Annotated in this window: 37 protein-coding genes and 1 pseudogene; 2 read left to right on the forward strand and 36 right to left on the reverse strand. The window is 54.4% G+C overall.

Annotated features, from left to right (window positions below; translation table 11 throughout):
- Positions 1 to 37: 37 nt before the first annotated feature.
- The 20 genes from RT120_RS04750 to RT120_RS04845 form a co-directional block, all read right to left on the reverse strand.
- Entirely contained in the window at positions 38 to 205 is a 168-nt protein-coding gene (locus tag RT120_RS04750; RefSeq protein ID WP_312980068.1) for a hypothetical protein, read from the reverse strand.
- A gap of 14 nt (positions 206 to 219) precedes the next feature.
- Positions 220 to 873 carry a DUF6246 family protein gene (locus RT120_RS04755; RefSeq protein WP_312980070.1) on the reverse strand — a complete coding sequence of 218 codons (654 nt, stop codon included), beginning with the start codon at positions 871 to 873 and terminating at the stop codon, positions 220 to 222.
- Positions 874 to 904: 31 nt separating this feature from the next.
- Complete coding sequence (locus RT120_RS04760; RefSeq protein ID WP_312980072.1) at positions 905 to 1639, reverse strand: phage tail tube protein; 735 nt, start codon at positions 1637 to 1639, stop codon at positions 905 to 907.
- Between the two features lie 15 nt (positions 1640 to 1654).
- Complete coding sequence (locus tag RT120_RS04765; RefSeq protein ID WP_312980074.1) at positions 1655 to 2041, reverse strand: hypothetical protein; 387 nt, start codon at positions 2039 to 2041, stop codon at positions 1655 to 1657.
- Positions 2038 to 2433, reverse strand: a complete 396-nt coding sequence (locus tag RT120_RS04770) for a hypothetical protein (protein WP_312980076.1) — start codon at positions 2431 to 2433, stop codon at positions 2038 to 2040. The genes RT120_RS04765 and RT120_RS04770 overlap by 4 nt, the downstream gene beginning before the upstream one ends.
- Before the next feature lie 20 nt (positions 2434 to 2453).
- Positions 2454 to 2840 (reverse strand): hypothetical protein, encoded by a 387-nt coding sequence (locus RT120_RS04775; protein ID WP_312980078.1) that lies wholly within the window; start codon positions 2838 to 2840, stop codon positions 2454 to 2456.
- Entirely contained in the window at positions 2837 to 3010 is a 174-nt protein-coding gene (locus RT120_RS04780; protein WP_167509321.1) for a hypothetical protein, read from the reverse strand. Before RT120_RS04780 ends, RT120_RS04775 begins: the two co-directional genes overlap by 4 nt.
- A complete protein-coding gene (locus tag RT120_RS04785; RefSeq protein WP_312980080.1) occupies positions 3010 to 3414 on the reverse strand; it encodes a hypothetical protein in 405 nt (134 codons plus the stop codon). Before RT120_RS04785 ends, RT120_RS04780 begins: the two co-directional genes overlap by 1 nt.
- A 63-nt stretch (positions 3415 to 3477) precedes the next feature.
- Positions 3478 to 3771: a hypothetical protein gene (locus RT120_RS04790; RefSeq protein WP_312980082.1), complete on the reverse strand. Its 294-nt coding sequence runs from the start codon at positions 3769 to 3771 to the stop codon at positions 3478 to 3480.
- Between the two features lie 9 nt (positions 3772 to 3780).
- Positions 3781 to 4884 (reverse strand): major capsid protein, encoded by a 1104-nt coding sequence (locus RT120_RS04795; protein WP_312980084.1) that lies wholly within the window; start codon positions 4882 to 4884, stop codon positions 3781 to 3783.
- Between the two features lie 11 nt (positions 4885 to 4895).
- Positions 4896 to 5336, reverse strand: a complete 441-nt coding sequence (locus RT120_RS04800) for a hypothetical protein (protein ID WP_312980086.1) — start codon at positions 5334 to 5336, stop codon at positions 4896 to 4898.
- An 11-nt stretch (positions 5337 to 5347) separates the two neighbouring features.
- Positions 5348 to 6613 carry a hypothetical protein gene (locus tag RT120_RS04805; protein ID WP_312980088.1) on the reverse strand — a complete coding sequence of 422 codons (1266 nt, stop codon included), beginning with the start codon at positions 6611 to 6613 and terminating at the stop codon, positions 5348 to 5350.
- A 15-nt stretch (positions 6614 to 6628) separates the two neighbouring features.
- A complete protein-coding gene (locus RT120_RS04810) occupies positions 6629 to 7582 on the reverse strand; it encodes a phage minor head protein (RefSeq protein ID WP_312980091.1) in 954 nt (317 codons plus the stop codon).
- On the reverse strand, positions 7536 to 8885 hold the full coding sequence (locus RT120_RS04815) for an anti-CBASS protein Acb1 family protein (protein ID WP_312980093.1): 1350 nt from the start codon (positions 8883 to 8885) through the stop codon (positions 7536 to 7538). The genes RT120_RS04810 and RT120_RS04815 overlap by 47 nt, the downstream gene beginning before the upstream one ends.
- A 14-nt stretch (positions 8886 to 8899) precedes the next feature.
- Positions 8900 to 10378, reverse strand: coding sequence for a DNA-packaging protein (locus RT120_RS04820; RefSeq protein WP_312980096.1), 1479 nt, complete (start codon positions 10376 to 10378; stop codon positions 8900 to 8902).
- The gene (locus RT120_RS04825) at positions 10365 to 10844 is read right to left on the reverse strand and encodes a DUF2280 domain-containing protein (RefSeq protein WP_312980099.1); all 480 of its coding nucleotides are present in this window, start codon (positions 10842 to 10844) and stop codon (positions 10365 to 10367) included. The genes RT120_RS04820 and RT120_RS04825 overlap by 14 nt, the downstream gene beginning before the upstream one ends.
- Before the next feature lie 32 nt (positions 10845 to 10876).
- Positions 10877 to 11515 carry a putative metallopeptidase gene (locus RT120_RS04830; protein ID WP_312980102.1) on the reverse strand — a complete coding sequence of 213 codons (639 nt, stop codon included), beginning with the start codon at positions 11513 to 11515 and terminating at the stop codon, positions 10877 to 10879.
- Between the two features lie 3 nt (positions 11516 to 11518).
- Positions 11519 to 11707 carry a hypothetical protein gene (locus RT120_RS04835; RefSeq protein ID WP_312980105.1) on the reverse strand — a complete coding sequence of 63 codons (189 nt, stop codon included), beginning with the start codon at positions 11705 to 11707 and terminating at the stop codon, positions 11519 to 11521.
- 80 nt (positions 11708 to 11787) lie between these two features.
- Complete coding sequence (locus RT120_RS04840; protein WP_312980107.1) at positions 11788 to 12033, reverse strand: hypothetical protein; 246 nt, start codon at positions 12031 to 12033, stop codon at positions 11788 to 11790.
- A 115-nt stretch (positions 12034 to 12148) separates the two neighbouring features.
- Positions 12149 to 12292 carry a hypothetical protein gene (locus tag RT120_RS04845; protein WP_312980109.1) on the reverse strand — a complete coding sequence of 48 codons (144 nt, stop codon included), beginning with the start codon at positions 12290 to 12292 and terminating at the stop codon, positions 12149 to 12151.
- 817 nt (positions 12293 to 13109) lie between these two features.
- On the opposite strand from RT120_RS04845, the gene RT120_RS04850 reads away from it, so the two are divergent.
- On the forward strand, positions 13110 to 13313 hold the full coding sequence (locus tag RT120_RS04850) for a glycogen synthesis protein GlgS (protein WP_312980110.1): 204 nt from the start codon (positions 13110 to 13112) through the stop codon (positions 13311 to 13313).
- 153 nt (positions 13314 to 13466) lie between these two features.
- Here the strand turns inward: RT120_RS04850 and RT120_RS04855 are convergent, their stop codons facing one another.
- The 10 genes from RT120_RS04855 to RT120_RS04900 all read right to left on the reverse strand — a co-directional run bounded on the left by RT120_RS04855 (position 13467) and on the right by RT120_RS04900 (position 18853).
- Positions 13467 to 13817 (reverse strand): hypothetical protein, encoded by a 351-nt coding sequence (locus tag RT120_RS04855; RefSeq protein ID WP_312980112.1) that lies wholly within the window; start codon positions 13815 to 13817, stop codon positions 13467 to 13469.
- Positions 13814 to 14440 carry a glycoside hydrolase family 19 protein gene (locus RT120_RS04860; RefSeq protein ID WP_312980114.1) on the reverse strand — a complete coding sequence of 209 codons (627 nt, stop codon included), beginning with the start codon at positions 14438 to 14440 and terminating at the stop codon, positions 13814 to 13816. Before RT120_RS04860 ends, RT120_RS04855 begins: the two co-directional genes overlap by 4 nt.
- A complete protein-coding gene (locus tag RT120_RS04865; protein ID WP_312980115.1) occupies positions 14437 to 14721 on the reverse strand; it encodes a phage holin family protein in 285 nt (94 codons plus the stop codon). The genes RT120_RS04860 and RT120_RS04865 overlap by 4 nt, the downstream gene beginning before the upstream one ends.
- Positions 14711 to 15088 carry a phage holin family protein gene (locus RT120_RS04870; protein ID WP_312980117.1) on the reverse strand — a complete coding sequence of 126 codons (378 nt, stop codon included), beginning with the start codon at positions 15086 to 15088 and terminating at the stop codon, positions 14711 to 14713. Before RT120_RS04870 ends, RT120_RS04865 begins: the two co-directional genes overlap by 11 nt.
- A 99-nt stretch (positions 15089 to 15187) precedes the next feature.
- Positions 15188 to 15910: a hypothetical protein gene (locus tag RT120_RS04875; RefSeq protein ID WP_312980119.1), complete on the reverse strand. Its 723-nt coding sequence runs from the start codon at positions 15908 to 15910 to the stop codon at positions 15188 to 15190.
- Positions 15911 to 16078: 168 nt separating this feature from the next.
- A complete protein-coding gene (locus RT120_RS04880; RefSeq protein WP_312980121.1) occupies positions 16079 to 16876 on the reverse strand; it encodes an antitermination protein in 798 nt (265 codons plus the stop codon).
- Positions 16873 to 16992, reverse strand: a complete 120-nt coding sequence (locus RT120_RS04885) for a YlcG family protein (protein ID WP_312318317.1) — start codon at positions 16990 to 16992, stop codon at positions 16873 to 16875. The genes RT120_RS04880 and RT120_RS04885 overlap by 4 nt, the downstream gene beginning before the upstream one ends.
- A 109-nt stretch (positions 16993 to 17101) precedes the next feature.
- Positions 17102 to 17701, reverse strand: a complete 600-nt coding sequence (locus RT120_RS04890; RefSeq protein ID WP_312980124.1) for a recombination protein NinG — start codon at positions 17699 to 17701, stop codon at positions 17102 to 17104.
- A 2-nt stretch (positions 17702 to 17703) separates the two neighbouring features.
- Positions 17704 to 18303: a DUF1367 family protein gene (locus RT120_RS04895; RefSeq protein ID WP_312980126.1), complete on the reverse strand. Its 600-nt coding sequence runs from the start codon at positions 18301 to 18303 to the stop codon at positions 17704 to 17706.
- A gap of 325 nt (positions 18304 to 18628) precedes the next feature.
- On the reverse strand, positions 18629 to 18853 hold the full coding sequence (locus RT120_RS04900; protein WP_312980129.1) for a DinI-like family protein: 225 nt from the start codon (positions 18851 to 18853) through the stop codon (positions 18629 to 18631).
- Positions 18854 to 19133: 280 nt separating this feature from the next.
- On the opposite strand from RT120_RS04900, the gene RT120_RS04905 reads away from it, so the two are divergent.
- On the forward strand, positions 19134 to 19313 hold the full coding sequence (locus tag RT120_RS04905) for a general stress protein (protein WP_125293529.1): 180 nt from the start codon (positions 19134 to 19136) through the stop codon (positions 19311 to 19313).
- A 72-nt stretch (positions 19314 to 19385) separates the two neighbouring features.
- Here RT120_RS04905 and RT120_RS04910 read toward each other — a convergent pair whose 3' ends face one another.
- From RT120_RS04910 to RT120_RS04935, 6 genes and pseudogenes are all read right to left on the reverse strand, one after another.
- Entirely contained in the window at positions 19386 to 21356 is a 1971-nt protein-coding gene (locus RT120_RS04910) for a DNA cytosine methyltransferase (protein WP_312980131.1), read from the reverse strand.
- Between the two features lie 278 nt (positions 21357 to 21634).
- Positions 21635 to 22102: pseudogene (locus tag RT120_RS04915) on the reverse strand (class I SAM-dependent methyltransferase); the annotation flags it as partial.
- Positions 22095 to 22559 (reverse strand): hypothetical protein, encoded by a 465-nt coding sequence (locus RT120_RS04920; RefSeq protein WP_312980133.1) that lies wholly within the window; start codon positions 22557 to 22559, stop codon positions 22095 to 22097. The gene RT120_RS04920 and the pseudogene RT120_RS04915, both read right to left, overlap by 8 nt.
- The gene (locus RT120_RS04925) at positions 22556 to 22876 is read right to left on the reverse strand and encodes a hypothetical protein (RefSeq protein WP_312980135.1); all 321 of its coding nucleotides are present in this window, start codon (positions 22874 to 22876) and stop codon (positions 22556 to 22558) included. The genes RT120_RS04920 and RT120_RS04925 overlap by 4 nt, the downstream gene beginning before the upstream one ends.
- A 2-nt stretch (positions 22877 to 22878) precedes the next feature.
- Positions 22879 to 23622 (reverse strand): replication protein P, encoded by a 744-nt coding sequence (locus tag RT120_RS04930; RefSeq protein ID WP_312980137.1) that lies wholly within the window; start codon positions 23620 to 23622, stop codon positions 22879 to 22881.
- Entirely contained in the window at positions 23606 to 24586 is a 981-nt protein-coding gene (locus RT120_RS04935) for a replication protein (protein ID WP_312980405.1), read from the reverse strand. Before RT120_RS04935 ends, RT120_RS04930 begins: the two co-directional genes overlap by 17 nt.
- Positions 24587 to 24633 lie beyond the last annotated feature (47 nt).

The following is a 24633-nucleotide window of genomic DNA, read 5'->3' on the forward strand; positions in this document are numbered from 1 at the left end:
AAATATGCATAGCGGTGACTGGTTTTCAAATCAGTACTTATTGATCTGAGTAAAGGGTAAGAAATACATCGCGGATGGTTTCGGCAATCTCAATTGCCTTAGCCATCCCCTCCTTATTCTCATAACACCCATTCTCACGGATGGCTATTGCAAGCGCATCCGCTGCAGCGTTTTGTACTGATTCTGGTAATTCATACATTTTCATTAAATTTTCCTCTGTTAATGCAGCCCGTTGCGCTGCGCATCGAGTGCGAACATCTTCTCTGCCCAGTCCATAGCCTCATCGTAATGCTGCTCGGTAGGGATTTTTGCGGCTTCCTTCTGCGGATATTTGGCGCTCATGGCCGCCCTGAAGCTGGTCATGGTCATGTTCCAGGCATCGGATTCACTCATGCCCAGGTGTGCCACCGCCAGATAAACGAAAGACCGGGCATCGAATTTTCCCGAGTATTCGCCCTCACCTTTGCTGGCGGCTTCCTGCGGCTGGTCGCCCACCACCCCATGGCGAATAAGATGCCGCGCCAGCTGGATAATGTGTGATACCGGCAGCAGGCCGGGACGATACGAAAGCTTGCCTTTCGGTGTCACAGAACAGACACCAATAACCTGGCGGAGATCATCATCACTGGCCGCCTGCACCACCTTCGCTGCGGTAGCAACCATGTCAGCAAAACAGCGCGCCTGGATGCTGCGCATCACTTCAACATCGCTGATCCGGTGCTCAGGGTAATGTCCGCCGTGCACCGTCACGAACGCCCCGACAATCTCTTCCGGCGTGCCAATCCGCGACATCGCAAGAAACGAAGGATTGAGGAATATTCTACGGCCACCGACGCGGATCTCCGCCTGGCCGATATCGGTAATTGCCTGCATAAAACCTCAAAGGGGCTTTCGCCCCTGTCAGTTAAGACGCGTTGACCACAACCGTTGCCGGGCTCGTGGTGACGGTACCGGCGGTGGGCGATGAAATCTGGCAGGTGTAAGAGCCGGCATCCCCCGCAACTGCGCTGGCTTTGGTGTAGGTAGCAGCCGTGGCGCCGCTGATATCCGTGCCGTTCTTCTTCCACTGATACGTCAGCGCTGAACCATCCGTCACGGTCGCCGCTGTGGTAAGCGTCAGCGTGCTGCCGGTGGTGATGGTGCGGTTCTGCGGCTGGGAGGTGATGTTAATGACCGCGCCGACGTCGCGGACATCCACCAGCCCGGCGCTGGAGGCTTCAATCGACCACGTGGCCACGTCATCATGCGGTGATTCATCCTGCCAGCTCGTTACCAGGAACGGGCCTTCCGTGATATCGAACGGCGAGATGATTTTCAGCCACACGTAAGGCTGGTTGCTGGTTTCCCCTGGCGGGTTATAAACATGGCGTTTCATTTCCTTCTGGCCGTAGATAGCTTCCTTGCGACTTACGCCGTCGCCGGAGAAGGATACGTTTTTATACGTGACCAGATTCTCCTGGGTATATGCCGCGCTCTGGTCAGCCGTGGCGTCTGCGGTTTCCCATTCAACGCCGGTTGTTTTGCCACGCATCATGCCGAGGCGCTTGTACTGGCTCAGCGTGGGCTGAACCTCCGGGCAACCAATCGCAAAATAAACGACGACGTCGCGCCCCGTGAATGCACCTGATTCACAAGTCATATGTGTTACTCCGTATTATCGGGAAATAATGGTCTGGAAGTTAATTTCGAAGGCGCAGCGGCCCTCTTCGGTGCGGAAGGCGGGAACGCCCCCGACTGGCTGCATTGAGATGATGCATTCGGTGTGGTGGTCATCGAGCATGGCCTGGCGGATGGCGTCGGCGGTGTTCTCCACCGCATCAACATCAGCGTCGTTCTGCCCGGTCAGCAGGATGAAGCGGAAGTAGTCACGAGTGATGGCTTCTTCTGCCGCGCCACCGCCCTGTTGCTGGATAACGAGATAGCGATCGTTCTGTGAATCTTCCACCTCGACCCAGAACCGCTTTTGTACGCGGTAGCCGGTATCAAAACCGTGGCCCTGCAGCCAGGCGCGTAACGCGTCAAAAACCTCGCTTCGCGTCATAATTTGTAGCCTCGTTGTATGGTGGCTTTGATGTCGGCTATGCCGTCGCGCTCAAACCCTTTACGCAGGAAATCTGGCTCAGCGTCCGGGTCCCAGTAATTACCGCTGCCGTCCGGGCGCGGTTTGCCTTTTAACGTGCCACCGGCCGCATTCACCCGCGCGGCATAATTCGCGGTATAGCCCACCCGTCCGGTCATTCCGCGTGGTTCTGGCTTCAGTTCGCGATACATGCTGTTCACCAGCGTGGAGGTGTGAATCGGGGTTATCTGCGCTGCGTAACCGGAGCCGACGATCATGACTTCGGTGATCACCTTTTCTGTCACTGCCCCGGTGATGTTTCCAATCACGTTACCCATGTTTAACTGAACACGTTTGATACCTTTAACGGGCATAGCGTTGTCTCCTGGGGTTATCAGGCGCCGAGGGCGTTACGGTTAGATGTCAGGATTTTGTAGTCGGGCTCCTCGTCGAAAAACGACATATCCCACATCTTGACCGCCCGGATCACATCACCTTTCGCCTTTACCGGGTCAGACTCAGCGGTTGTGTCACCCACTGCGACATAGTCGTTACGCAGCGGTTTACGGACATCAGCGCCGTTGTGCTTCAGCTCGGTGGATATAATCAGGTTGGTGGTGAACTCGGTACCGGCATCATCGATCGCCTGTTCCTGGTTTATCTCCCATGTGCAGTCGATGAGATACGGCGTGCCGGTTAGCCAGGTGCCTTTCCAGTCATCGTACGTACGCGGGTAGATAGTCGCGAGGTTGGTATATACCCAGTTCGCTGTCGCGCTCATGGCTCCTCCCAGCGGATCACTTCAGGCTTCCCGGCTGCAACCTCACGGCAAAAGATGAACCATTCACCGTTACCTTTGATGTAGCCGGTGGCCTTCCTGCCGCTGTCTGTCATCACCCAGACCTTAACGAACGGCTCCGGAAGTCGCTGCTTTACCGATACCCAGGCCATTACCGGCCCCCGTTGCACATGCAACCGCCCTTACCAACCCAAATCCCCGCAAATGCTGGCGCAGCAGTCGGATCGGGTGGAATAAGCGCCGTCGCGCAACCGTGTTTGTCCAGCCCACGCAGCAGGCTCAGCGCCCCTTTCCAGCGGTCAGAAAACGACTGATACCGGAATGAACGCGAAGCGCCGTTAGGCGCGGTCTGGCTGGAGAGGTATTTATCGCCCTGCCCGAGCCCCATCAGCGCCAGCAGGTAAAGCTGGATAAGCAGCGCTGTTGATGCCGGATAATGAAGTGTCAGGCATTCCTCTAGACCGTTGACCTGGTCAATCAGCGCCGCCAGCACGAAGTCGGGTAAAGCGATGCCCTGCCCGTTCAGGTACTGCTGCGCCTGTTCCTGTGAGACCATGACAGACTCCTGAAATAAAACGCCCCGCCGGAACGGGGCATAAAAAAACCGCTTTCGCGGCGGTTATTCAGCAGGGAACAGGTTTTCAAGCTCGCCAGGTGGCAGCAGCTCAGAAAGCTTTTCCGCACCCAGGTTGCCTTTGAACTCGATCCCCAGTTCTTTCAGACGTTCAGCAATGATTTCTTTTCGGGATTTCACATCAGTGCCCGCGCCCGGTGTTGCCGGGGTAATTTCACCACCCGCTTCCCCCTGCATCAGGCGAAGATGAGATTCCAGCGCCGGATGAACTTTATCCAGAACCAGCACATCCCCAACCTTAACGCCATGCCAGCCACGTACGACTTCAAACTTCGGCATAAATTCTCCTTAGTCCAGGTCAGCACCGTAGACAACACCAGACAGGCCATCGTCATCCCGTTTAATCTGCAAACCTTCTGCAGACATGATCTGGAAGTTATAGTTGCTCTGCGGCATCGGACGAGGCAACGGAACCACCCCAACCGCCATCCCTACCAGCGGCGTGATCACATCCTGACGACGTTCATACGCCAGGAATTCATTACCGGTTAGTGCATAGGTCTGGCGGATATCTTTCACTGGCATAAATTTACGGATGGCGTCCAGGACATTGCCGCTGAGAAGCGCATTACCGCCAGTGCCGACTTCAATGGTGTACGGCTTCGACAGGTTCGCCATGATTTCAGCACTCAGCCACAGCACATCGTACGCAGTGACTTTGTTAGCGCGGGCGGTAATGCCAAACGCCCCGGTTGGCCCGAAGAACTCCAGAAGCTGCGCTGGCGTTGCCGTCGTCAGGTCGATGCTTACACCGCCAGCACCGGAACCGAGGTTAATCTTGGCGGTGTTACGATGGTTGCGCATGCCCTGGGCCGGATAGTTCTGCACCTGAATGGTCGGGTTACCGTCGAGATAGCCTTTAACGCGACGTTTATGGAACTTGCGCATCTTCGCCAGTTGCGAATCCAGCACCAGGTCAATACCGACGGTATTGAGGCCCGCAGCAAGACGCCAGTTCACACCATAACCTGCGGTGTAAACCGGGATCGGGTCACCGTCGCTGCCGTATTCGGTGTGGTCAAAAGAAAACGGTGGCTGACCGTCCAGACTAACCAGGACATCATCGGCGATGTCACCAACGACGTTATACAGCTTGGCAGTCTTGCCAATCGGCAATACCGTCTGTACACCCATCAGATCGTTGACGATTTCCATCCCGATTTCCTGATCGCGCAGCTGGATGACCTGTCGGTCGATTTCAGCCCAGAATTCACGACCGAGACCGTCACCAGCCAGGGCATTCGCCGCCAGCATTTCAGGCGTCATGAGATTACGGTTTACCGCCATCATGGCGCGGTGCTGGGCATCCCACATGTTACGGTTAGCCCACAGCTCATTCCAGTGCGTGCGCAGGCGGCTGTTGGTCGCCAGTGTTTCAGCAGAAAAATACATTGATGCTCTCCTTAAGCAACGGTCACGCTGGAAGCGCGCGCGCGGATGCGGATGAAGTCAACCGCCGTGGTGGTGACGTCATCCTGGCAGTAACCGATGACCTGATAGGTGCCCGCAGCAGTAGGCACGGCAGCGGCCTGACCTGCAACAACCGTAATTGGCTGGTCTTTTTTATAGGCACCTGCAGCGACACGAACAGCGAATTCACGCCCTTCTTCCAGGTAATTACCCACACCCGAATGACCGGACGGGATCGGATCGGTAATGCCCAGCCCTTCGTGATAAGCGCAGTCCAGCACATACATGCGTCCCACAAGTGCAGAGGCCTGCGAAAAAAGATTGCTGGCATTGATGACAACAAACGTACCCGGGTTCAGGGTCGCTGCGAGTTTTCGGGTTTCCGTCTTGTAGAGCGATTCCCCGTCGATATTAACGCGACGATAACGTGGCATTGGCGTTTCCCTTATTTGAAGTAAGTGGCCGGGTCAGGTGCGCCGGTTTCGGTTTGCGCCTGTGCGGAGTTAGTGCCCAGCGGTGCGGCTTCGCCCAGGTTTTTGAACATCGCATCCAGTGCGTCACCTGACAGCGCGTTCGCAACGATCTCGCCGTGAACTTTTGCAACCGCCGCACGCTTCGTTGCTTCTTCGGCACGGGAGTTAGCGGTCAGGGTCTCAGCGAGCTGCTGCTGGTTAGTCTGAATTGCTGCAATGCTTTCGCTCAGTGGCTTAATGGTCGCGTCGTTATTAGCGGCGATGGCCTCACCAACGATTTTGCGAAGCAGTTCTGTATCTTCAGTGGTTAAAGGCATGTCGCCCTCCGTTTGATGGTTGGTTGCAGGCTTATCCTGCGGTGTGAAAAGGGATTTAACTTTGTTGGCCACGACGGTGACCCACGACTCCTGGCGGGCAACCGGCGTTCCGGTGTCGTCAAAGGTGATTTTTCCGCCGTCAGAGGTGTAGCCGTAAACCTGCGCGCTACCGCCATTGCGGATAATCACCACCTGCGACTCGGTGAAGTCAGCCACCCAGGCGTATTCGTTCTCGCCGGGGGCGAACTTTGCTTTTGCAGCCCGGTCGAGGCGTTGTTCACGTTCCCGGAAGGATTCGCCCACCAGCGCGCCAGAGTTGGCTTTTAGTGGCGTGGCAAGATCGGCATTCACCATCAGGCCAACGCCCTGCTCGGGTGTGGCAGCGCCGACTTCATGCAGCAGAATGGCGTCGTGATCCATGCCGTGGATTTTTGCCACCCACTCAGCGCCCAGCGCCTTCTGTTCTTCATTAGGTTCGAGCTGGTCAAGAAACACCGCCACACTGGTGTGAATTGGCGGCACATCCTCGCCGCGCTCAATGGCTGCCACGCGCTCGAGGAGTTCCCGTCCACCTTCAGATTCGCTGGCCTTGTTCACATCCACCCATTTCTCCAGGTAGATACGATTCCCGGCTTTTTTAACGTTGCGGTTCCACGCGCCGACGAACCCGACATTCAGCCCTTCAGGCGAGAAGGCCGACACAAACTGGCCGTTTACCTGAGGATGACCGAGCGGTGCCAGCGTCCCCTCGAGGCCCGCATAGTGCGCATCGATTTCGCTGGCAGAATAAAGACCGCCGTTCATAACGACATTGGCCGGCAGCGTGTAACTGGGCAGGATCAGATGATCGCGCCCGTTGTGAACTTCCCGGCGGATGGACTGGCTGTTCACGCGGGTAGTGACGTTTACTTGCATGGTCATGATGGTGTCTCGCGGTTACGCGGCTCTGTGGTGGCCGCAGTCGCAGTGGTTGGCGATGAGTCCGGCTTTCTGCGCTTTCTCCAGGCGCTTCTTCGCCATATCAACAACATTGGGGTTAAGCGGCTGACCGCTGGCGTTAACAAGCACAGCAACCTGCGTGCACTTACAGTTAATCGCGTTACCGTCGACGCTGTACCAGTCGCGAACCTCTTCGGTGGTGTAGAGATGTCCGTGGCGAAGCGCATGCTTACGCCGCGTTGTCGGGCTGAACGCTGAAAGGTGCAAAAGACGTGTTGTAATGCCGTATTGTGCTTCGGCATCATCCGTTTCATCCCACCGGGCACGGCGCAGCGCCGTCGGTATTTCCGTGCGAGAAATACGCTTAGCCCGGCTGAGTTCAATTCCGGTCTGGCTGGTGAGACGTTTCGCAATTTCCCGTGGGTTCTGCCCCCGTCCCATGCCATCGGTCAGAATGCGCGCCATGTCCGATTTCATGCGCGCACTGAGGTTTTTCATCTCCTCAAATACCCGGGCTCTTACCAGCAGCAGGCGGCGCTGGTAGGTATCGCTCAGCAATAACTGCTGGAGACTTTCACGCCCGGCGGCATAGACAGGCGACTGCTGCGACAGGCTGGCAAATTCCTGGGCCGTACCGCGCTGATATCCCTGCCTGACGTAATCCCGCCAGAACCAGAAATCGGTCTCGCTGCTACCAAAGAGGATTTCATCAACCATCACCGAGGCGTTGCTGAGAAGCATGGATAACAGTGAGGTGTCCAGATCAAATGCGTAGCGAAGGTTTACAGCGGGTGATGCGGGAATACGGTCGAGAATGTCCTGGTATGCTTTTGTGATGCGTCTTATCCGTTTGCCGAATTCGTTAATCGCACCACGCTCGAGACGGTCTGCACCAGTGGGATCGTTAAGGTTTCCCGGCAGAATCGGAGGTTTCGTTTTCCTCTTCTTCATCGTCTTCCCCCAGCGGTGCAGGCGAGCCCTCATACCCGGCAGCAACGCGTATTTCTTCACCGGTGAATGGCTGTTCGCCAGTGGCGATTGAGGCGCTGTTAATTTCCGCCATGGTCTTGGCTGCTGCCAGCTTCTCGGTGTCAGTGCTGGCGTTCAGGTCATCCCAGATAACCGCTTTCTGCCCTACCGCGTCGAGGATGCCCAAATCCACCAGCTTGTCGCACAGGTCTTCAATATCGAATGACAAATCACCCCGGCGAGACTGGCAGCGCGCGTTGAAGTAACGCTGGTCTTCAGTACTGGCACGCTCGCCTGTCTGCATGCCAACGAGGATTTTGGTCGGGATATCCAGCGCGGCGGCGGCTGTCTGGAGGTTGACGTCGTAGGTCGGGCCGGGGTCAGCCACAGATGTCACCAGCGGCGTTACAGCTGCGCCCTGCGTGGTGAGTAGCGCATCGTTGCCACGGTTAATCTCCACAGCGACTTCATTGAACTTGTCCTGCAGTTCTGCAACGCTCACGTCATAGAGCGAGGCCAGATTGGTGAAATCGATTTTTTCGTCGAAGTTAATGCTCAGCTGGCGGGCTGCGTTCTTCAGGAAGGATTCACCGGAACCACCCTCCACCTTCTCCAGGCTGACGAAAGCGTTATAGGCAGGCTCCAGAAACCCAATAGCATCGGGAGAATAATCACCCAGGATAAACACGCGATCCGGATGCACGTCCACGCGCCGGATGGCACCGTTCGCCAGTTGCTCGATGTACTGCCACATTTTCGGCTGGCCGTAGGTGCGGGAGTTAAGACCTGTATCCCAGTCCTTAACCTTAATTGTTCCCGCCCAGGCAACGGTAATTTTCTCCAGCCCTCTCCCTCTGGTTACAGGCAGGTTCCAGTCTTTGCCGTCCCGTACATGCAGCAGAATGCCGGAGTAACGCCCAACCAGCCGACGTAAATCAGCCTCGGCAAACGAACGCCAGAATCGATGGGTTAATACGGACTTAGCCTTGCGTTCCCAGGCCGTTTCCTTGCGGGTTTCGTCCTGTTTATCACCTTCGATAATTTCCGGGTTGCTTTGCCAGCACGCGCCGATCAGCTTTTTGACCGCGCCATGGGCAATACCGCCGCGCCGATACAGGCTGTAGAGATCATCGAAGGTAATGTCGTCCTTGAATCCGTACTCGCACCACGCTGAATTGCGCTTTGAATCCAGTCCCATGGTTGGGTTAGCGGCCATCATACGGGCGCGCGCAAGCCTGGCATCGTTCAACGCATGGTTGACGGCCGGTTGAAGATTTTTATTCATGCAGGGTCCGTAAATTATCTGAGGCGTTTCGGGATCATCATGCCAATTGCCTGCGCCCCGCCAAGTTCGGTCAGCGCATACACAGCGGCATCCAGTCGGTCAGGCGACTTTTTGGCAGTAGCTGGCACATACTCCATCAACTGGTTTTCGAGAAGATAGAGATTGCCGTGATGAGCTACGCGCCCCTGTTCGTAGAGCGCGGAAATCGGTTCGGCGCGTGCGAACTTTCCTTTGTTAGCATGAACACGAATAATGCGGCCTTTGAACCCGGCGTTACGCAGTGTTTCCTCCGCCATATCGCCGCCCTGGTTCGTTTCGATAACGATGGCATCAGCGCCATGTTCCTCATAGGCCCACATAGCCTTTTTAGCCCAGCCAGCTGGTGAGTATTTGGCACTGTAATCGCCATCCACAGAGAACTGTTTTTTATCACCAGCACCGTATGCGCTGGCGGCCACAATCCCGGTTTCATCGCTTTCATCGCTGTTCGTGGCCTGCGGGTCAATCGCAATAACCGTACGAACCTTATCAAAGCGGATCTGCAGGTCGCGCGCGGCACTAATCATCGCCTCAGTCCACAGTGCGCCCTCCGCGTTAAATTTGCGGGGCTTCTGCATGTACTGAGCCTCGGCAGTTCGGCGGTGAGAGAACAGTGATACGCGGTGAGACTCGTTGTGCTTGAACGGCCAGAGCCAGCCATCAGGCAGACCATGATCAATCGGTATGGCGTGAGAGTGCTCCGGGTATTGCGCCGAATACGCCTGGCTGTTATCGATAATCACCGGCAGATTCAGGTGATGCCACATTTCACCGGAGCCACCGCGCAGGAGGTATCCACTGAGGTCGTGATAGTGGATACGCTGCATAATCACAATCATCGGCGTTGTTTCGACGGCCAGGCGTGATTTGATGGTTTCGTTAAAGCGGTTATTCACGCCATCTCGAACAGTCTCGCTGTAGGCATCATCTGGTTTTACCGGGTCATCGATAATCAGCGCGCCCTGCCAGCCTGGCTCCATGTGTCCGGCACGAAAGCCGGTAACCTGCCCGGCAGCTGACGACGCGTAAACCCCGCCACCATATTCGTTCCACCACATCGCCTTACTGTCCGCATCGTCACGCAACGCCATCGGCCACATTGACTGATAGGCCTGCGATTTGACCATGCCGCGTGCAGTCGATGAGCTCAGTAGCGCCAGCTGGTGGGAGTACGATAGATGCATAAAACGGGCGCGCCGGTTCAGCGCCAGCCCCCGGCCCATCATGTTAATGGTTGCCAGTTCTGTTTTGGTGTAACCAGGCGGAACGTTAATGACCAGGCGCTTTATCTCACCATCTATAACGCGGTTCAGCGTCTGCTGAATAATTTTGTGATGCGGTGCGACAATCATCTTGCCGCCGGTGCGCTGTTTGAAGAAATAACGCGCGTAGTACAACCCATCCTCTTCGCATTCGACCTTACGGGCAAATGCCTTTTGCTCAGCAGTCGTCATCCTCCATCATCTCCTGCCTTGCGGATTTGTATTCCTCTTTGCTCATGGTGAGCGTCTGGATAGCGCCACCGTTCGGCCCGGAATGCTCGAATTTATGTTTGTTGGTGTAAGTATCACCACACTCTTTGGCGGCCTGCTCAATCAGTGACGCTGCCAGTGCCATATTCCGCATTGTCTCAGCCTTCGTCATCATTCGGTCAAGCGCACGTAGCCGATAGGCTTTGTTAGCGATCGGGATGTCGGCAATTTCGTTCTGGAAGCGAGTGCGGGTAGTGTTGAACATTTCCACCCACCGGACAGCTAACGCCTTGCCACTGGCTTTCGTGGGGTCGTAGGATTCGACCTGCTGGCGGGTAATCTTCACCTGAAATTCAGCCTGGACAGACTCGACAACCTGAGAGGGGGTATCGAAGCACGCAAGCGCCTGAACTATGTAGGCTTTCACATCATTTTTTAGAGCCGCCATAATTCACCATTCGTCCAGGTCAGTCCAGGTAATCAAGCCAGTTTCAGCATGCACGTCCCGCACACTCTGGCGATATCAAGGTGAGCCACTTCCGCAGGCCTGTTCGCTGCGTCCACCAGCTGTTGCACATCGTGACTGGCTCCATAGCGGCGAACGACGCCCACGAACTCTTCCACATCGTGGCCACGTAGCTTCAGTTTGGGTAATCCACTATCCCGGTAGAATTTCGGCGCACCGAATTCATCGGTTTCCTGTGCAATGTGGTAAAGCTCATGTTCCACCAGCGCGCAGAACTCCAGGTCGGAACATTGGGCACAGTAATCAGCGGCCAGGGTGATGATGAACTCCGGGATGCGTCCGAACCATTCATACATTTGCTGTTCCACTCTGGCTTTTTGCCAGCCACCAGCGCGCATCATTACCTCTTCGCACTGGCCAAGCACCGTTCGCCCATTCTTCGCGAACGCATTCGACGCCCACATGAATACGATGTCAGCTTCCAGCAAATGGAAATGGTCGGGGTTATGCAGGGTTCCTTCTTCACTCAGTATCTCGGCATGTATCCACTCGAGGACACCATCCGCCGGGACAAGGCGAATGTAAGGTTTAAAGTCCGGGTTATCGATAAAAAGGGCGGGAGGAAATGGCCTGAGCTTGTCATTATTCGTCATGGATTAATTCGCCGGTTCCTCTGCTGATTCAACCTTTAGCTTTTGGCTGATGCCATGCTTTGCGATGAATGCGGATACCTTTTCGTAATCCGGTTCGCGGTGGGTCATTAGACAGAAAAGCATCAAAGTTTTGATATAGACCGGCAACCACCATCTGCATTTTACTTCAACTGTCAGGGTGCAAATTGCCATGTTTAGCTCCGGTGTCTGTTACGCAATAAAAAGCCCCGCGTAAGCGAGGCCAGGGAATTAATCATTTAGTAATACGTGAACTACGAAACGGGCGCAGGCTGATATTTCATAATGGCCCACTCGATATCTGAAAGAGACGGTTCGATAACCGGAAATCCAATCCAGTAATTTTTACCGTTGAATGATCGGTACTCAAAAATAGAGAAAGCGGCTTTGCGAAAGCGCTGATCGTTTTCTTCGGGGGTATAGTAAAAACGATGCACCCCGTCTGCCACTTTCTCTACTTCACCGTTCCAGCCCTCACCAAAGAGCATAACGTCACGCATAAAGCTTCTCGTTTGTAGATATCCTTTAACGTCATTATAACAGGCACTCAGTGAACACCTGCTGTCATGTCCAGCGTGATGGCAATAAAAACCGCCCGTAGGCGGTTAACTTTTATTATGGCTGTTTATCACCAGATTCCGGTGCTGAGCCAGTATCCTCTTTCTGGTCTCTACCGGCTTGCCCTGGCTGGTCGTTTTTGACGTTATCAGGAACAGGGCTGTAATCAGGATGGTCCCCTTCGACTGGGCGATCGGTCATACAAACCTCCTTTCTGGTTAGGAAGTCTTAAGTGTAGACAATCAGTGAACCCTATCTGCAGAAAGGGGAGTAATCATCTATAAGCATATATAAAATAAGTGAAATTTATTACGGCTTCGCTTATGGGATACATCCCATATCCGGTTAGCGGTACATTGCTAAAGTTAACAGGTAACGAAAATGCATTTGCATGCCCTCAGAAGAATTTGGATTTCCTTCCCACGGGGGTTATTTTTCGTTATTCAACGGACCGGCCCATCTAAGATTAGTCCCAATACCCCCGCTTACGCTTGTTAACGAAAGCTTAACAATCATAATCAGGTTTCCTGCCACGACAGGAACTGAAGAACCAACGTAAGATCCTTGCCATTGAGAAAAGAATAAGAGTACGAAGTACTGTCAGCTTTACTCCGACTCGCCCTCCTACCCGGGGGCTTTTTTTTGACCGAGTAAATCCACAAACGTAAATATCGCTCAAGCGTGATATTTCGTCAAAAGTCACCGCTTACGCTTGTTAACATTATTAATCCGTCCATACTCAGCCTTCCTGCCGCACCAGGAACCAGTCCTACCATTTGGTCCTATTATTGAAACAATAAAAAGTGCGATACGCACGCGCCAGACAATCCCTCTAGCCCTCTTGATGAGGGCTTTTTTTCACTTCCAGCCATCACAAATAATCCTGCAAAACATCCGTTTGAGCAGGAGCAACGATTTCTGCCTTTCAGGGATGAAATCATTCCCGACTACTGGTTTCTGAGCCATACTTTCAACAACACATCTTCCCTTTTTGGATTGTCCAACAGAGGAGGAATGTATGCAGGTAGTGAGTAAAAAGTGTGTTGTATCTTCCCGGGATTTAGATTTTCTTGCCTACAGCTTTGCCCGGATGCGTTTCCATGGTCGACATCTGTGTACTAATGCTATAACCGGTAATATGGATGAAGACTGCAGGATGTGGTTTCTGAAGCGTTATGACTTTTACTTTGAACAGCTAAATGAAAAGGAGCTGACTGAGTAACCATAAGCCGGGTGGCAATAGCTGCCCGGCGTACTGTTTTAAAGCAACGCGTTATACCAGGCCTGCCAGCGGTACTTGTCGAGTCGCAGCTGGCGCAGGCATTCTGCCGTTTCGATATCCGCCTGCAGGTCTGCGTCGCTGTCTGCACCAGCATTACTTGCCCTGCACGGTTCCTGCATCAAATCCGCTGATGGAGTTGGCAGCGTCGATGGCACGCTGGCGCAGCCGCACAGACTCATTATCAAAATCACACCTGGTACGGTCTGGAGACTGAACATATTTCACCACGTCGCGGGTTATTGTTTTGTAGATAACCTTCCCTTCGGCGGTAGCCGTAGCGGCTTTATTCTCTACCGGCTGGATGGCTCTCTCGGCCTTTTGCTTTTTGTCCGCCGCCAGTGCGTTGATATGGTCGGCGTGGGCATTCCATCCAGAACGCCATGAAATCAGCGCGGTGGCGGAGATTGCGACCACCAGCACCAGAAGTACAAATCGCAGCTTCATACCAGCGCACTCCGCGCCCGGTTGTAACGCTGTCGACGGTCTTCAAGCCCGTTTTGTCCGCCGTTAATGATTTGCGTGACGCGGGCCAGGTCGCCGGAGTAAAGCAAACAACCGCTGGTTGAGTAGAACCATGCCGCCGAACGCGCCGCGTTGCGGTCCTGCTCAAGCAGTTCCGGGCTGGTAACCAGATCGAGTTTTAGCGCGGTACCGCATTTGGTGTAATTTGCCTGCCCGGTGATCTGAATCAGGCCGCGACCGCGATACTTCCAGCCATCACCCGGGGCTTTGTTGCCCAGGCGTTTGCTGTACACAAGATTGGCGATGGCGCGCTGCCGTTCCAGTGGCAGCACCTTTTCATACGAGCGACGGCCCAGCGCGTTTGCCTGGTCCTGTGTGAGCCGCCCGGCGCGGACGAAATTCGCCAGGCCTGCCACGCTGTAATTCATGCTTTCCACCAGCCGGGAAAAACTCACGGACTCATGCCCCGTCTGGGCGATAAACATCGCCTGGTCTGCTGGCGCGGTGATGCCGAATTCTTTCATGGCCGCATCGATGTGCGGAAACCAGCGCGCAGATAATCCGGCGCTTATACCAGCCGCCAGCTGAAATTGTGATTGCTTCATTCAGACCTCAGGACATAGAAGAGCCGCGCCACATTACCCCGTGCCCTGAACACGGCGGCGCAGATAATCAGGTTGATTGTCACGGTTGCCCAGTGGGTATGCAGGTAGGAGTCAAACAGGTACCGGAACGGCACCGACGCATACGCCAGAATTATCAGGTAGGCCAGCCATGACGCCCATGGATTGTGTTTCCCGCCAGGCTTACGGAACATCATCAGGCGCAGAACAATGGCGGCACAGGCCACCACGTTTGTCAGCACCAGCGGATCGTTAATTACCATTAGCTCCCCCTCTCCAGCGTGCCAGCAGCTTTAGCGGGTCCTGTTCACTGAAAAATGTCAGTGTCTTGATTGCCACGGCAGACAGCATTACCGCGCCGAGCGCGTCCAGCGGTTTATCGGCATAGCCGGTTATGCTCGCCAGCCACGAACCCACCAGCCCGGAGCCATACACGCCAGCAAAATACGACACAACGAAATACGCAGAACGGCGGAAAATCGTCAGGTCGGCAGCGGTGGCCACGTAGAACACGGCCCCGGCAAACGCGCCGAACACAACGCCGTAATCAGTGCCGGTAAGCAGTCCATAAATGCTGGCGCCGGTCAGCGCGCTACCTGCGGCTGCGGTACCGGAAAAAGGTTCGGACATTACGCCCCCTCGTTAGTGGTGAGTCCTCTCAGGAATGAGGGGAAATAAAAAGGCCCGTCGGAGTGGGCCTTTTGTTCATCTATTTAAGTTTTATAAATTTTACTTTTCAGCTTTTCGAAACTGCGTTGATTTTGATAAGTGTTCAAGAGCCTCATTAAACGAGGTTTTATTTTCAGAAAAAGCCAAATTAAAAAAAGTTGTTCCGGAGCTAGTGGCATAAGGTATGTCTGGCTGGAGTTTATTTTCTCTTTCAACTAAATCACACCAAACAACCTCTTGAACAGCATCTGAAAAATTTAATCGAAGCATATCTGTGATTTGTAAAATAATCGCATGGATTTTTGAGCAAAACTCAAAAGCCTCTTCACATGTAGGAATCCAACCTTTATGAATTACTTTATTTCGGAACTTTGCAAGATCATTGTCATGTTTAAACATCTCTCCAGTCTCTGTGAGATAAAGCGTCAAAAATGCTCCCAGCTGTCTTTCTGACTGATTCGACATTTGTTTAAACAATAGGTTAAATGCCTCAGCAGCCATCCCACGGTTAATCATAAATACACGTATAGCAAATTCGTAACAGCGTTCCAGAGCCGAGTAAAATGTTGCACATGCTTCTAAGGAGAAATCATTAAGTAGCGCTATCGCACCTGACTCCATTAGCACTTCAAACTTTTGACTTTGTAAAAGTAATTGAGTGGTATGTCCACGCGAACATTTAACGTAACCAATACGATCTTCGAAATAAGGTATAGTGAAAAAATCCAAATCGGGAGACCCAGATTCCATAATACATTGCAAACAACAACCGTGAATTTTCATACTTACCCCAAATGTTAAATTTTGTATATAAAGGTACATATGCTGACGGTATGCTGTAAACAAAAAAACCCCGCCGTAGCGAGGTTCTTAATCTTGTAAACGTCATGGGCGTAATATCCCATCGTTGAAGCGAGATTAGCCAAATTCCGCCACGTTTGCAACAGCTTCTTAATGCGTCACCCTGCTTAATGCTGTCTGAGCCTGTGACTCCTCTATGTGGCACTGTTCAACAAGGCGATCGAACAGCAATTTGTAGTTTCGCCGCCAGGTGGTTTCAGTAACACCGAGCGCCTTAAACACCTCGGTATCTTTCAGTCGGGGGAATCCGCGCCCTTTGCATCTGGGGCACTGTTTGTAAACCGGCACACCTTGTAATTGCGATTTCTTTTTATCGAGTACTTCTCCGCGCCCACGGCAACGGCATTCGTTCTTCACCTTCCCTTTCCCGTTGCAGGGCTGGCAAATCACCCGCACCTGCTCGCGTACTGATTTCCATACTTCCCAGTCGGAGGGAGAAATCCCTTTTGTGGTACTGACCCACTTCGGCGGTTTGCCGTCAGGCCAGGTAACCTTGTTGGTAAAGACTTCTGCATCAATAAAGCCCGCCCCTGCGCAACTCTGGCACGTCACCAGGCTTGCCGCGCTCAGTGAATAATCGCGGAATACGAAACCGGCAAGAATACGCAGGAAATCTTCTCTCGCGGCTACAGTCATTTTCTGAATCGACTGGTTACGGCTGGCACGCCGTTCTGCCAGCCGGGTTAAGAACGCAATTATGTTATCCGGTGCCAGCACCCCGGCTTTAGCCAGATACAGCTCGATACCGACAGATGCTTTTGAATTCGCCAGACCCAGCGCTGCCATTACATCGGTTATTGATAATGCGTCACCGCTCGTCCCACATGAAACGGTGCCGGGAACCATTGATTTCGGCGCAAAGTACTTCGGTAATGACTCCAGATTCATCCGGCAACCCTCATTGCTGTCTTAATGTAATTTCTTAATATGCGGTAATCCGTTACAACCGATCCGCGAAAGCGGTAAATTCGCAGACGTTGCCAGCGGAGGCGGATAACGTCCATTTTGTAGTTTTCTCTGTTCACCACTTTCCCCCTCTCGTTTCGAACCAGTCCCGTACGTACACGAGCGCCAACAGGGCGGCCCAGCCAATCTGGTAATAATTTTCGGTAGTCATGCGGCCTCCTGCTGTTTGAGTTGTCTGAGCTTTGAGCGGTATTCATCGCGGATCCGGATGTAGTCGTCGCGTTTCCATTTCCGTAATTCGTGCGGGCCCATCAGGGCATCAAAGCGGGCCTGTCCGATTTTGGCGATTAGCGCCGGACGGTAGGCCGTCAGGTTGCCGGAGAGGTGGTTATTGCATGGGGCACACTGGCGATGGCAATTGTCCTCATTGAAGCGCAGCTCCGGATTGGCACCGGTCGTACGGTAATGCCCGGCGTGATATTGCCCGTCATGGTAGCGGCCGCAGCTGATGCACGGCATGTGACGATCCCGGTACCGGATGAACTCGTTAAAAGCCTGCTGGGCCTGTTTGATGAAATAACTGAGCGGCTTAACTGCCTGTCGCCGTTCCGCCTGGCGTGCCCGCTGCTCTTTCTCCTCTTCGCGCTGGCGCTTCTTCTCAGCACGCATAGCGTCGGCCTGGTTCTTTGCGGTCTGCACTTTGCCTACAGCGCTGGCGCATTCGAATGAGCAAACGACCTGCTCGTTCCGTATCGGGTGAAACCACTCCCTGCAGTGGATACATTTTCGACGAGGTTTTTTAGCCATATTCACCCCGCAAAATTCATCAGCTGCGCGGCGGCGTTCTCAGCCTCGCGCTGGTCCCTGAATGCCCTGGACAATATCCAGCGCCACAGCACATCTAACGCGGCCCTGTAGAGCTGCTGAAACTCGGTCTCGTCCATATTTGCGAAGGCGATGCTGCGAGGATGTTTCCGGAGTGTGCCGTCAGGCAACTGGATAGTGTCGAAATGACCTGACTCGATGGTGACCCAGGCACGATAGGCATCGAAGGATTTGCACAGGCTGATGCCATTGGTAATGCGGCGGCTGGCCACCTGTTCCAGATATTGCTCAGCGGCATCCATCAGCGCGCTTTCGTTCCCGCCAAAGGCGGCAAGGTATCTGGCGTAACCGTTAACCAGCCTGCGTTCGTTGGAAGATATCGCGCCGCCGGTTGGCTCCCAGTATTCGAAGCCGAGATTCAGCAGAGCAAAGAAACGACGGTGAAAGGCCGGGTTACGGACCTGTTTGAACTCAGCTTCAAGTACCGCACCGAGCTTACATTTTGAATGTAGAAAATCGCTGGTCTCCGGCGTGGCGGGGATCAGGATTCCTGAGGACTGCTTGATGAGTTGTAACTGCGCCATGGTGTTCTCCGTGGCGCATCAGGTCAACGGGTGTTCAGTCCGTTGATATCATAATATCAGAGGGTTGATTGACGTGGTAGCCGAGGCGGCGAAGAAAACGGGTTCCGGACGACAGATTGAAGACCCCTTCATCCTCCAGCAACGGGCGGCATGACACAAGCCCATTTCTGGTGTAAACGAGACATCGGCTTTCGAACGGCATAGAACCAATAACCTTGCCATCTGAACGCCTGATAATGTCATACCAGTCAGGCTCAGATGATTTTGAAACACACTCTTGCACAGCATCCCCCTGTTCAGCCTCAGGATATAGTTCAGTACTCAATCAGTTGAACCACTCGTCAGCACTTTCCCAGGTTTCCTGCAGAATATTAGCCACTTCATCTTTATCGCCACCAATAACGCTAAGCCCGTCATTAGGTGCCCGGCGCACAGTAAGCTTGCAACCCTCGAAGCGTTTGTTTAATCGTTTTAAGAGTTCGTTTTCCAGCGCCGGGATCGCGCCATCAGGTAGTTTTTTTGTACGTTCGATAGTGACTTCAACCTTCATGATCATCCCTCTCATAAAAATACTGTATAAATAAACAGTACACCCATACGGAAGAATGATCAACTTGATAAGCGCACAAATTGCGACACAAGTTTGAAAAGTTAAATGACTGTAACTCGTTGATTAAAAAGCCTGCGAATCACAGGAATTCTAAGGACATATATAATGCTTTAGCATCAAAGGCCCTTTGGAGGTTCGCTTCTATAATTCATTAATTGCGTATCAAAACAGGTATGCAATTTCTGTCCCTGTCCATATAAATTTTTACGGTGAGGTGATTATGACCCAGCGGCGTGGTGGTTCTGGAAACTTCGCGGAAAATCGGGAAAGAGCATCGGAAGCGGGTCGTAAAGGAGGCCAGGTAAGCGGCGGTAATTTCAAAAATGACCCGCAACGCGCATCTGAAGCAGGTAAAAAAGGGGGAAGAAACAGCCATCGCAGCGATAGCAAGCCGGAATAATTTCAGGTTTGTTTGCACCCTCCCGATGTTCCTACCCGGGAGGGTTTTAAAGTCCAGTTGCATCCGATTTAGTTATGCTGCCTCAACTTTGAAACCACACAACTCCGGCAAGTTCGCCCTTACCAGCGCCTCGGCGAACGGCGGCGGTACCGCATTGCCGCATCTAGCAACCTGTTTATCTTTGGCATACTTCACGCCGCGATAGTCCCGGTCAATGATGTACCACTCCGGGAAGCCCTGGGCGGCGTACAGCTCGCGGGGTTGCAGCATGCGCATGCCAATATCGACGATGCGGTAAACGATGCCATCCACGGTTACCAGTCCGTCGCTGTCTTTGCCGCAATACTCCCGCAGGAACGCCAGCGCCTGGGCTGCGCGCTGCTCGTCGTAGCCCTCTGTCGCCAGGCTGGTCTCAACGTTACCGACATGCAGGCCGCCCGCGGTTAACCCCGGCGCTGGCGCATCAACCACCCGGCCATCCCGGCAGGTGCCGCGCAGCATTACCAGGTGCGACATGACCGCAGCGTGGTGATTACCCGTTGTGACAGTATGCGCAGGTTGATCAGCAGCACCGCCAGGGTGCCCAGTGTTATTAACCATCAGGTGCGCGGCGACGACAGCATGGTGATCGACGGTGGTGACCGAATGTGCAGGTTCGTCCAGGCTGACGCCCGGGCCGGAGTAGTTCCCGCCGTAGTGCTTCGCGAGGAATGCGCTCACCGTTGCGAATTTATTGCCGCCAGCCGTGACAGTGCCCAGCGGGTTATTCATCTGCAGTACGCGAGGTGCCTGGCCGGGGCGCTCGCCATACCCCATCTGGATTAGGGTTGGCGTCACCAGCTGCGACTTCCCGCCGCCGCCTGCCGTAACCGTAGCACTCGGCTCGTCCGCGCGGTGGCCGACGCTGGCACCGAACTGGCGTGCGACAAACGGCGCGAGCTCCGCTTCAACCAGCCCAAGTGCGTGACCATTGCCGCCCGGGCGCGCCGACGTGCCTGCGGTTACGGTTGGTACCGGATCTGTAACTGTCTGCCCCGTTGCGCCGGTACGGAATTTCGTCAGATGGGGTACCGCGATCGCATAGCCGTGCGTTTTGGTGATTGTCTGCAGCGGCTCCGCCAGCGACTGCCCCCGGAAGCAGTCGTATTTCGTCTGGTTGCTGGTATGGTTGCACTTCACGATAAACGGCGAAGCGCTTTCCAGCACAAAGCGCTGAATGCCGCGCGCTATGCGTTTGAGGGTGTTTTCTGCCAGTGCCTTTTTGCGGTCAAAAATCGACGGAGCCGGGATTGACCAGTCGATACATTCCGCCGCGGTACGCCAGGCTTTCAGCTTCCCGCTCTGCACTGCTGGTGATTTCGGGTCCCCATGTGTCGGCTCAGGCCAGCTCACCGGCACGCCGTCGCAGCGCATTACCATGAAGAACCGCTTCCGGATGGTCGGCGCGCCAAAGTCGCAGGCGCGCAGCTCCCGATAATCGACGGCGTAACCGAGCCCGGTTACCAGCTGCCGCGCCAGCTCACCATCGGCAGTAATACCCAAAAACTCGCAGCACTCCGCCAGCGCCGGATGCCCGGCAGGTATCCCGCCGGACAGCATCCCGCAGAACGCCTCAAAGGTTTCGCCGGAGCGAGCCGGATCAGGACGCATCTCCGCCGCCAGCAGAGGCCCCCACGTTTTGAACTCCTCCACGTTCTCCAGCATCATCACGCGCGGGCGCACTGCCAGCGCCCAGCGGATGACGATCCACGCCAAGCCTCGAATCTCTTTCTCTACCGGCTTTGAGCCTTTGGCCTTCGAGAAGTGGCGGCAGTCCGGTGAGAACCATGCCAGCCCCACCGGACGACCTGCAGTCGCCGCCACCGGGTTAACATCAAATACCGATTCGCAGTAGTGCAATGTATCCGGGTGGTTGGTTGTATGCATCGCGACGGCGTTCTCGTCGTGGTTGATGGCAATATCCACGCTGCGACCAATCGCCAGCTCAATACCGGTAGACGCCCCGCCGCCACCGGCAAAATTATCAACGATGATTTCTCTCACGCGTATTTCTCCATGGCAGCAGCCAGCGAACGGGCCGCAGTGACTATCGCCGGTACCGGCATTTTTTCCAGCCACATGCGGTTGATGTGGTGCTTCAGGCGACGCTGGTGGTGCGCCGGCAGATCCCCGGCGATTTCTACCTGTGAATAGACCATGCCTACTTCAGCGGGCCATACTGTTTCCGGCACTTCCACCAGCAGCAGGTTTTCCAGCTCAACGATACGGTTGGTTGCGTATTGCATCAGGTGATCATGCTCTGCTCGCTCAGATACTCCATTCTTAACAAAACTAATCCAGTGCGTTTTGTCATTTTTCCCGGTACGTTGCCACACTGCTGGTTTTTCATCGGTAAGGTCCAGTATCTGGCTAACGGGGATCTGCACCTCACTCCATTTAAAAATTAAAACGCCGTGAGGCCTCAGGACGCGAAACGCCTCAGCAAACCCAATACGCAAATCATCTCGCCAGGTTTCCCGGTTCAATTTTCCGTACTTTTTACCCTGCCAGCCATTGGGGCCAACACGTTCAAGATGCGGCGGATCGAACACCACCACCGGAAACGTAGCGTCGGCGAACGGCAGCGCGCGGAAATCAGCGATAACATCCGGGCTAATTACCAGGCGGCGCTCATCGCAAAGAACGTGCTCCTCAGCGCGAATATCGCAAAAGACGGCGCGCGGGTCGGTTTTGTCGAGCCAGAACATACGTGAGCCGCAGCACATGTCGAGGATTACGTGCTCAGTCATTCCAGGCCTCCAGCTCGTTCTCAATCTCCTCGTCAACTTCATCAGTGGTAGCCTCCGCCGGCGCTGGCGGCACGGTGTATAACGCAGTTCCCGCTGGCAGAGCTTTATCAATCGTCGACGTGTCGTTTCCCGCTCGACTTGAGAGGACCTTCGCCACCGGCTCCCCCTTCATTTCGCCATTCTCAACCGCCAGAGCATCCCGCCCGGCTATCAGCTTTTCAATCGCCAGAACTACATCACCAACCCCGTCTTCACCAACAGCCTGCATCATGGCTTTTTCCCACTCGATTTCGGCTCTGACAGAAGCGTCACGCTCCATGCAGGCAGTTCGAGCCGCTGCAAGTGCGCCGTCCAGTCGCCCCGCCAGCTCGGTCAGCAGCTGCGCCGTCTGCGCGCTTTCAAGTTTTGCAACCACATATGCGGCGCGGATTAACTGCTCATTGCTCATGTCTTTCATGCGCGGGCACTCCCGAAAAGTTTATGAATCTTATAGCCCTGCCAGTTCTGGCGGCATACTGACGCTACGGACGGCGCTGCAGGTTTAGATTTCTTAGCCCTGGGTGAGCTAATTTTTGCCTGCCAGCGTTGAACAAGTCGGTATTCAGGGTGCGCTGGCTTACCAATATTTTTCACGATGCCAAGACGAACCAGCCGCCCCAGAATTGCGTGGGTGTGTTTGTTGGTCCAACCGAGCTTTCGTTCCAGCCGACGTGGCGTGGCGGTTTTCTCCTGTTCGAGAAAGGTGATTATTGCAATCTGATCTTTGCTGCGCATGATTAAACCCTCCCGCCTTTAAGCCCAAATTTCGCCCGGATTTCCTGAATTTTCGCCATTCCCTGCTCACGGGTAACAGGCTTGCTCCCCAGCACAGGCAGGCGCGCAACCGGCTCAGGAATCACTTCACCAGCGCGAATGCGTTTCACCATTTTCGCCAGCTCCTCGCCAGCCTTGCGGTTAAGTTCCATGTCAGTGAGCCCGTATGAGCGCATCAGCTGGTACAGGGTTGTGACCAGCCAGTAGCTGGCGCGGTATTTCACGGTGCGTGGGGTGATGTCGTTGTCAGGCCACGGATACGACTCGGCATCGCTGTAACGGCTGCGGTTGCGGCAGTATTCGTAAACCAGCTTTACCAGCTCGTTCTGGTCAGGCAGACCCACAGCGGCGCTTTCCTCGGCGCGGCACCATGCTACGAACTGACCGGGCGACGGCAGGAACGGCTTCTCCTGGCGGCGGGCAACGCGCATTCCGGCATCCACCTGCGCCATGTTGACGATACCGGCTTCGCCCAGCGCCAGCAGCCACTGGCGACGGATTTCATCGAACTCGTCCTGGGTACGGATGGTGGCTACTGCTGCCGGGAACGCGGCGCGCAGCTGGGCGAACAGAGAGTTGAAAATCACGGCCACCTGCTCGGCCTGTTGAACCTGGTGCCTTGCGTCCTGCACTTCGGGCATTCCTTGCGCTACACGGCGGAAGTTCTCGCGATCGTAGTTCTGCATGCTTTCAGCGAAGGTTTTCATCGAATACCCCTTCAATCCAGTCTGTGTTGTTGAAATCGATTTTTGGTCTGATGACAGACTCTCCGGTCCGCATCTTCGAGCGCTTGATATCGAGCTGAAGCCATTTCTCCCGCAGTGTTGCCGGGCAAAGCACATTGCCCTTCCAGAAGCTGTCGCTACATGCCCACTGGAAAAGCTGCGCGATTTCGCGATGGGTGCGCAGGTCACGCTCACGCATCAGGCGAACGTCATTAGCCCAGGCGGCATAGTTTGGTTTTCTGGCAGAAGGAGCGATGCTCTGAACTACAGAGAAAAGCCATTCCGCGCAGCGAAGGTCTTCAGAGTTTCCCCACTTGGCAGCGTTGGGGGTGTAAATCGCTGCTTCAGGATGTGCTGATAAAAACTTTTTCAGACGGGTGTCGGAGGATTCGCCAGAATTCTCAGACGAAGATCTTTTAATGTTTTTATTGTTGTTATTACCTTGTTGTTCATGATGCGCGGGTTTAAGCGCGGCTATTTGCGCGGGGTTATGCGCGGCATCACCTTCCAGACCCGCGCCATTACTGGGTTTGTTATGCTCGGGGTAATGCTCGCCGTTATGCTCGGCTTTATGCGCGGGCAAATTGTCTATTTTTTGAGCGTACAGTGCATAATTTGTGATGGTTATCACAGTGCCTTTCCGACGTTCACCGGCGGTGGAAATCATGCCTTCTTTCTCAAAAAATGAGAGCATCCGATCCACCGCATGGCGGCTCGCTGGCTCTCCGTTACGGTCGCACAGATTCAGCCCCAGATCGGCTGAGGTGGTCACCAGTTGTCCGGTTTGCAGTGGCCATTGACGCCCCTTAAAACTCGCTGTGTACGGCTGTCGGGCGGCGTTCAGCAGAAGGTTGTCCCACAGCGTTCGCAGGAAAACATCTTTAGACCAGGGTTGTTTGAGAACACTCCGGTACAACGGGATGAATCCGGTCTTCTGGTTTTCCATCCGGTTGCTCCTGGCGGCGGAATGCGCCGCGAAATTGGCGTAGGCGA

Source organism: Atlantibacter sp., assembly GCF_032062175.1.
GTDB lineage: Bacteria > Pseudomonadota > Gammaproteobacteria > Enterobacterales > Enterobacteriaceae > Atlantibacter.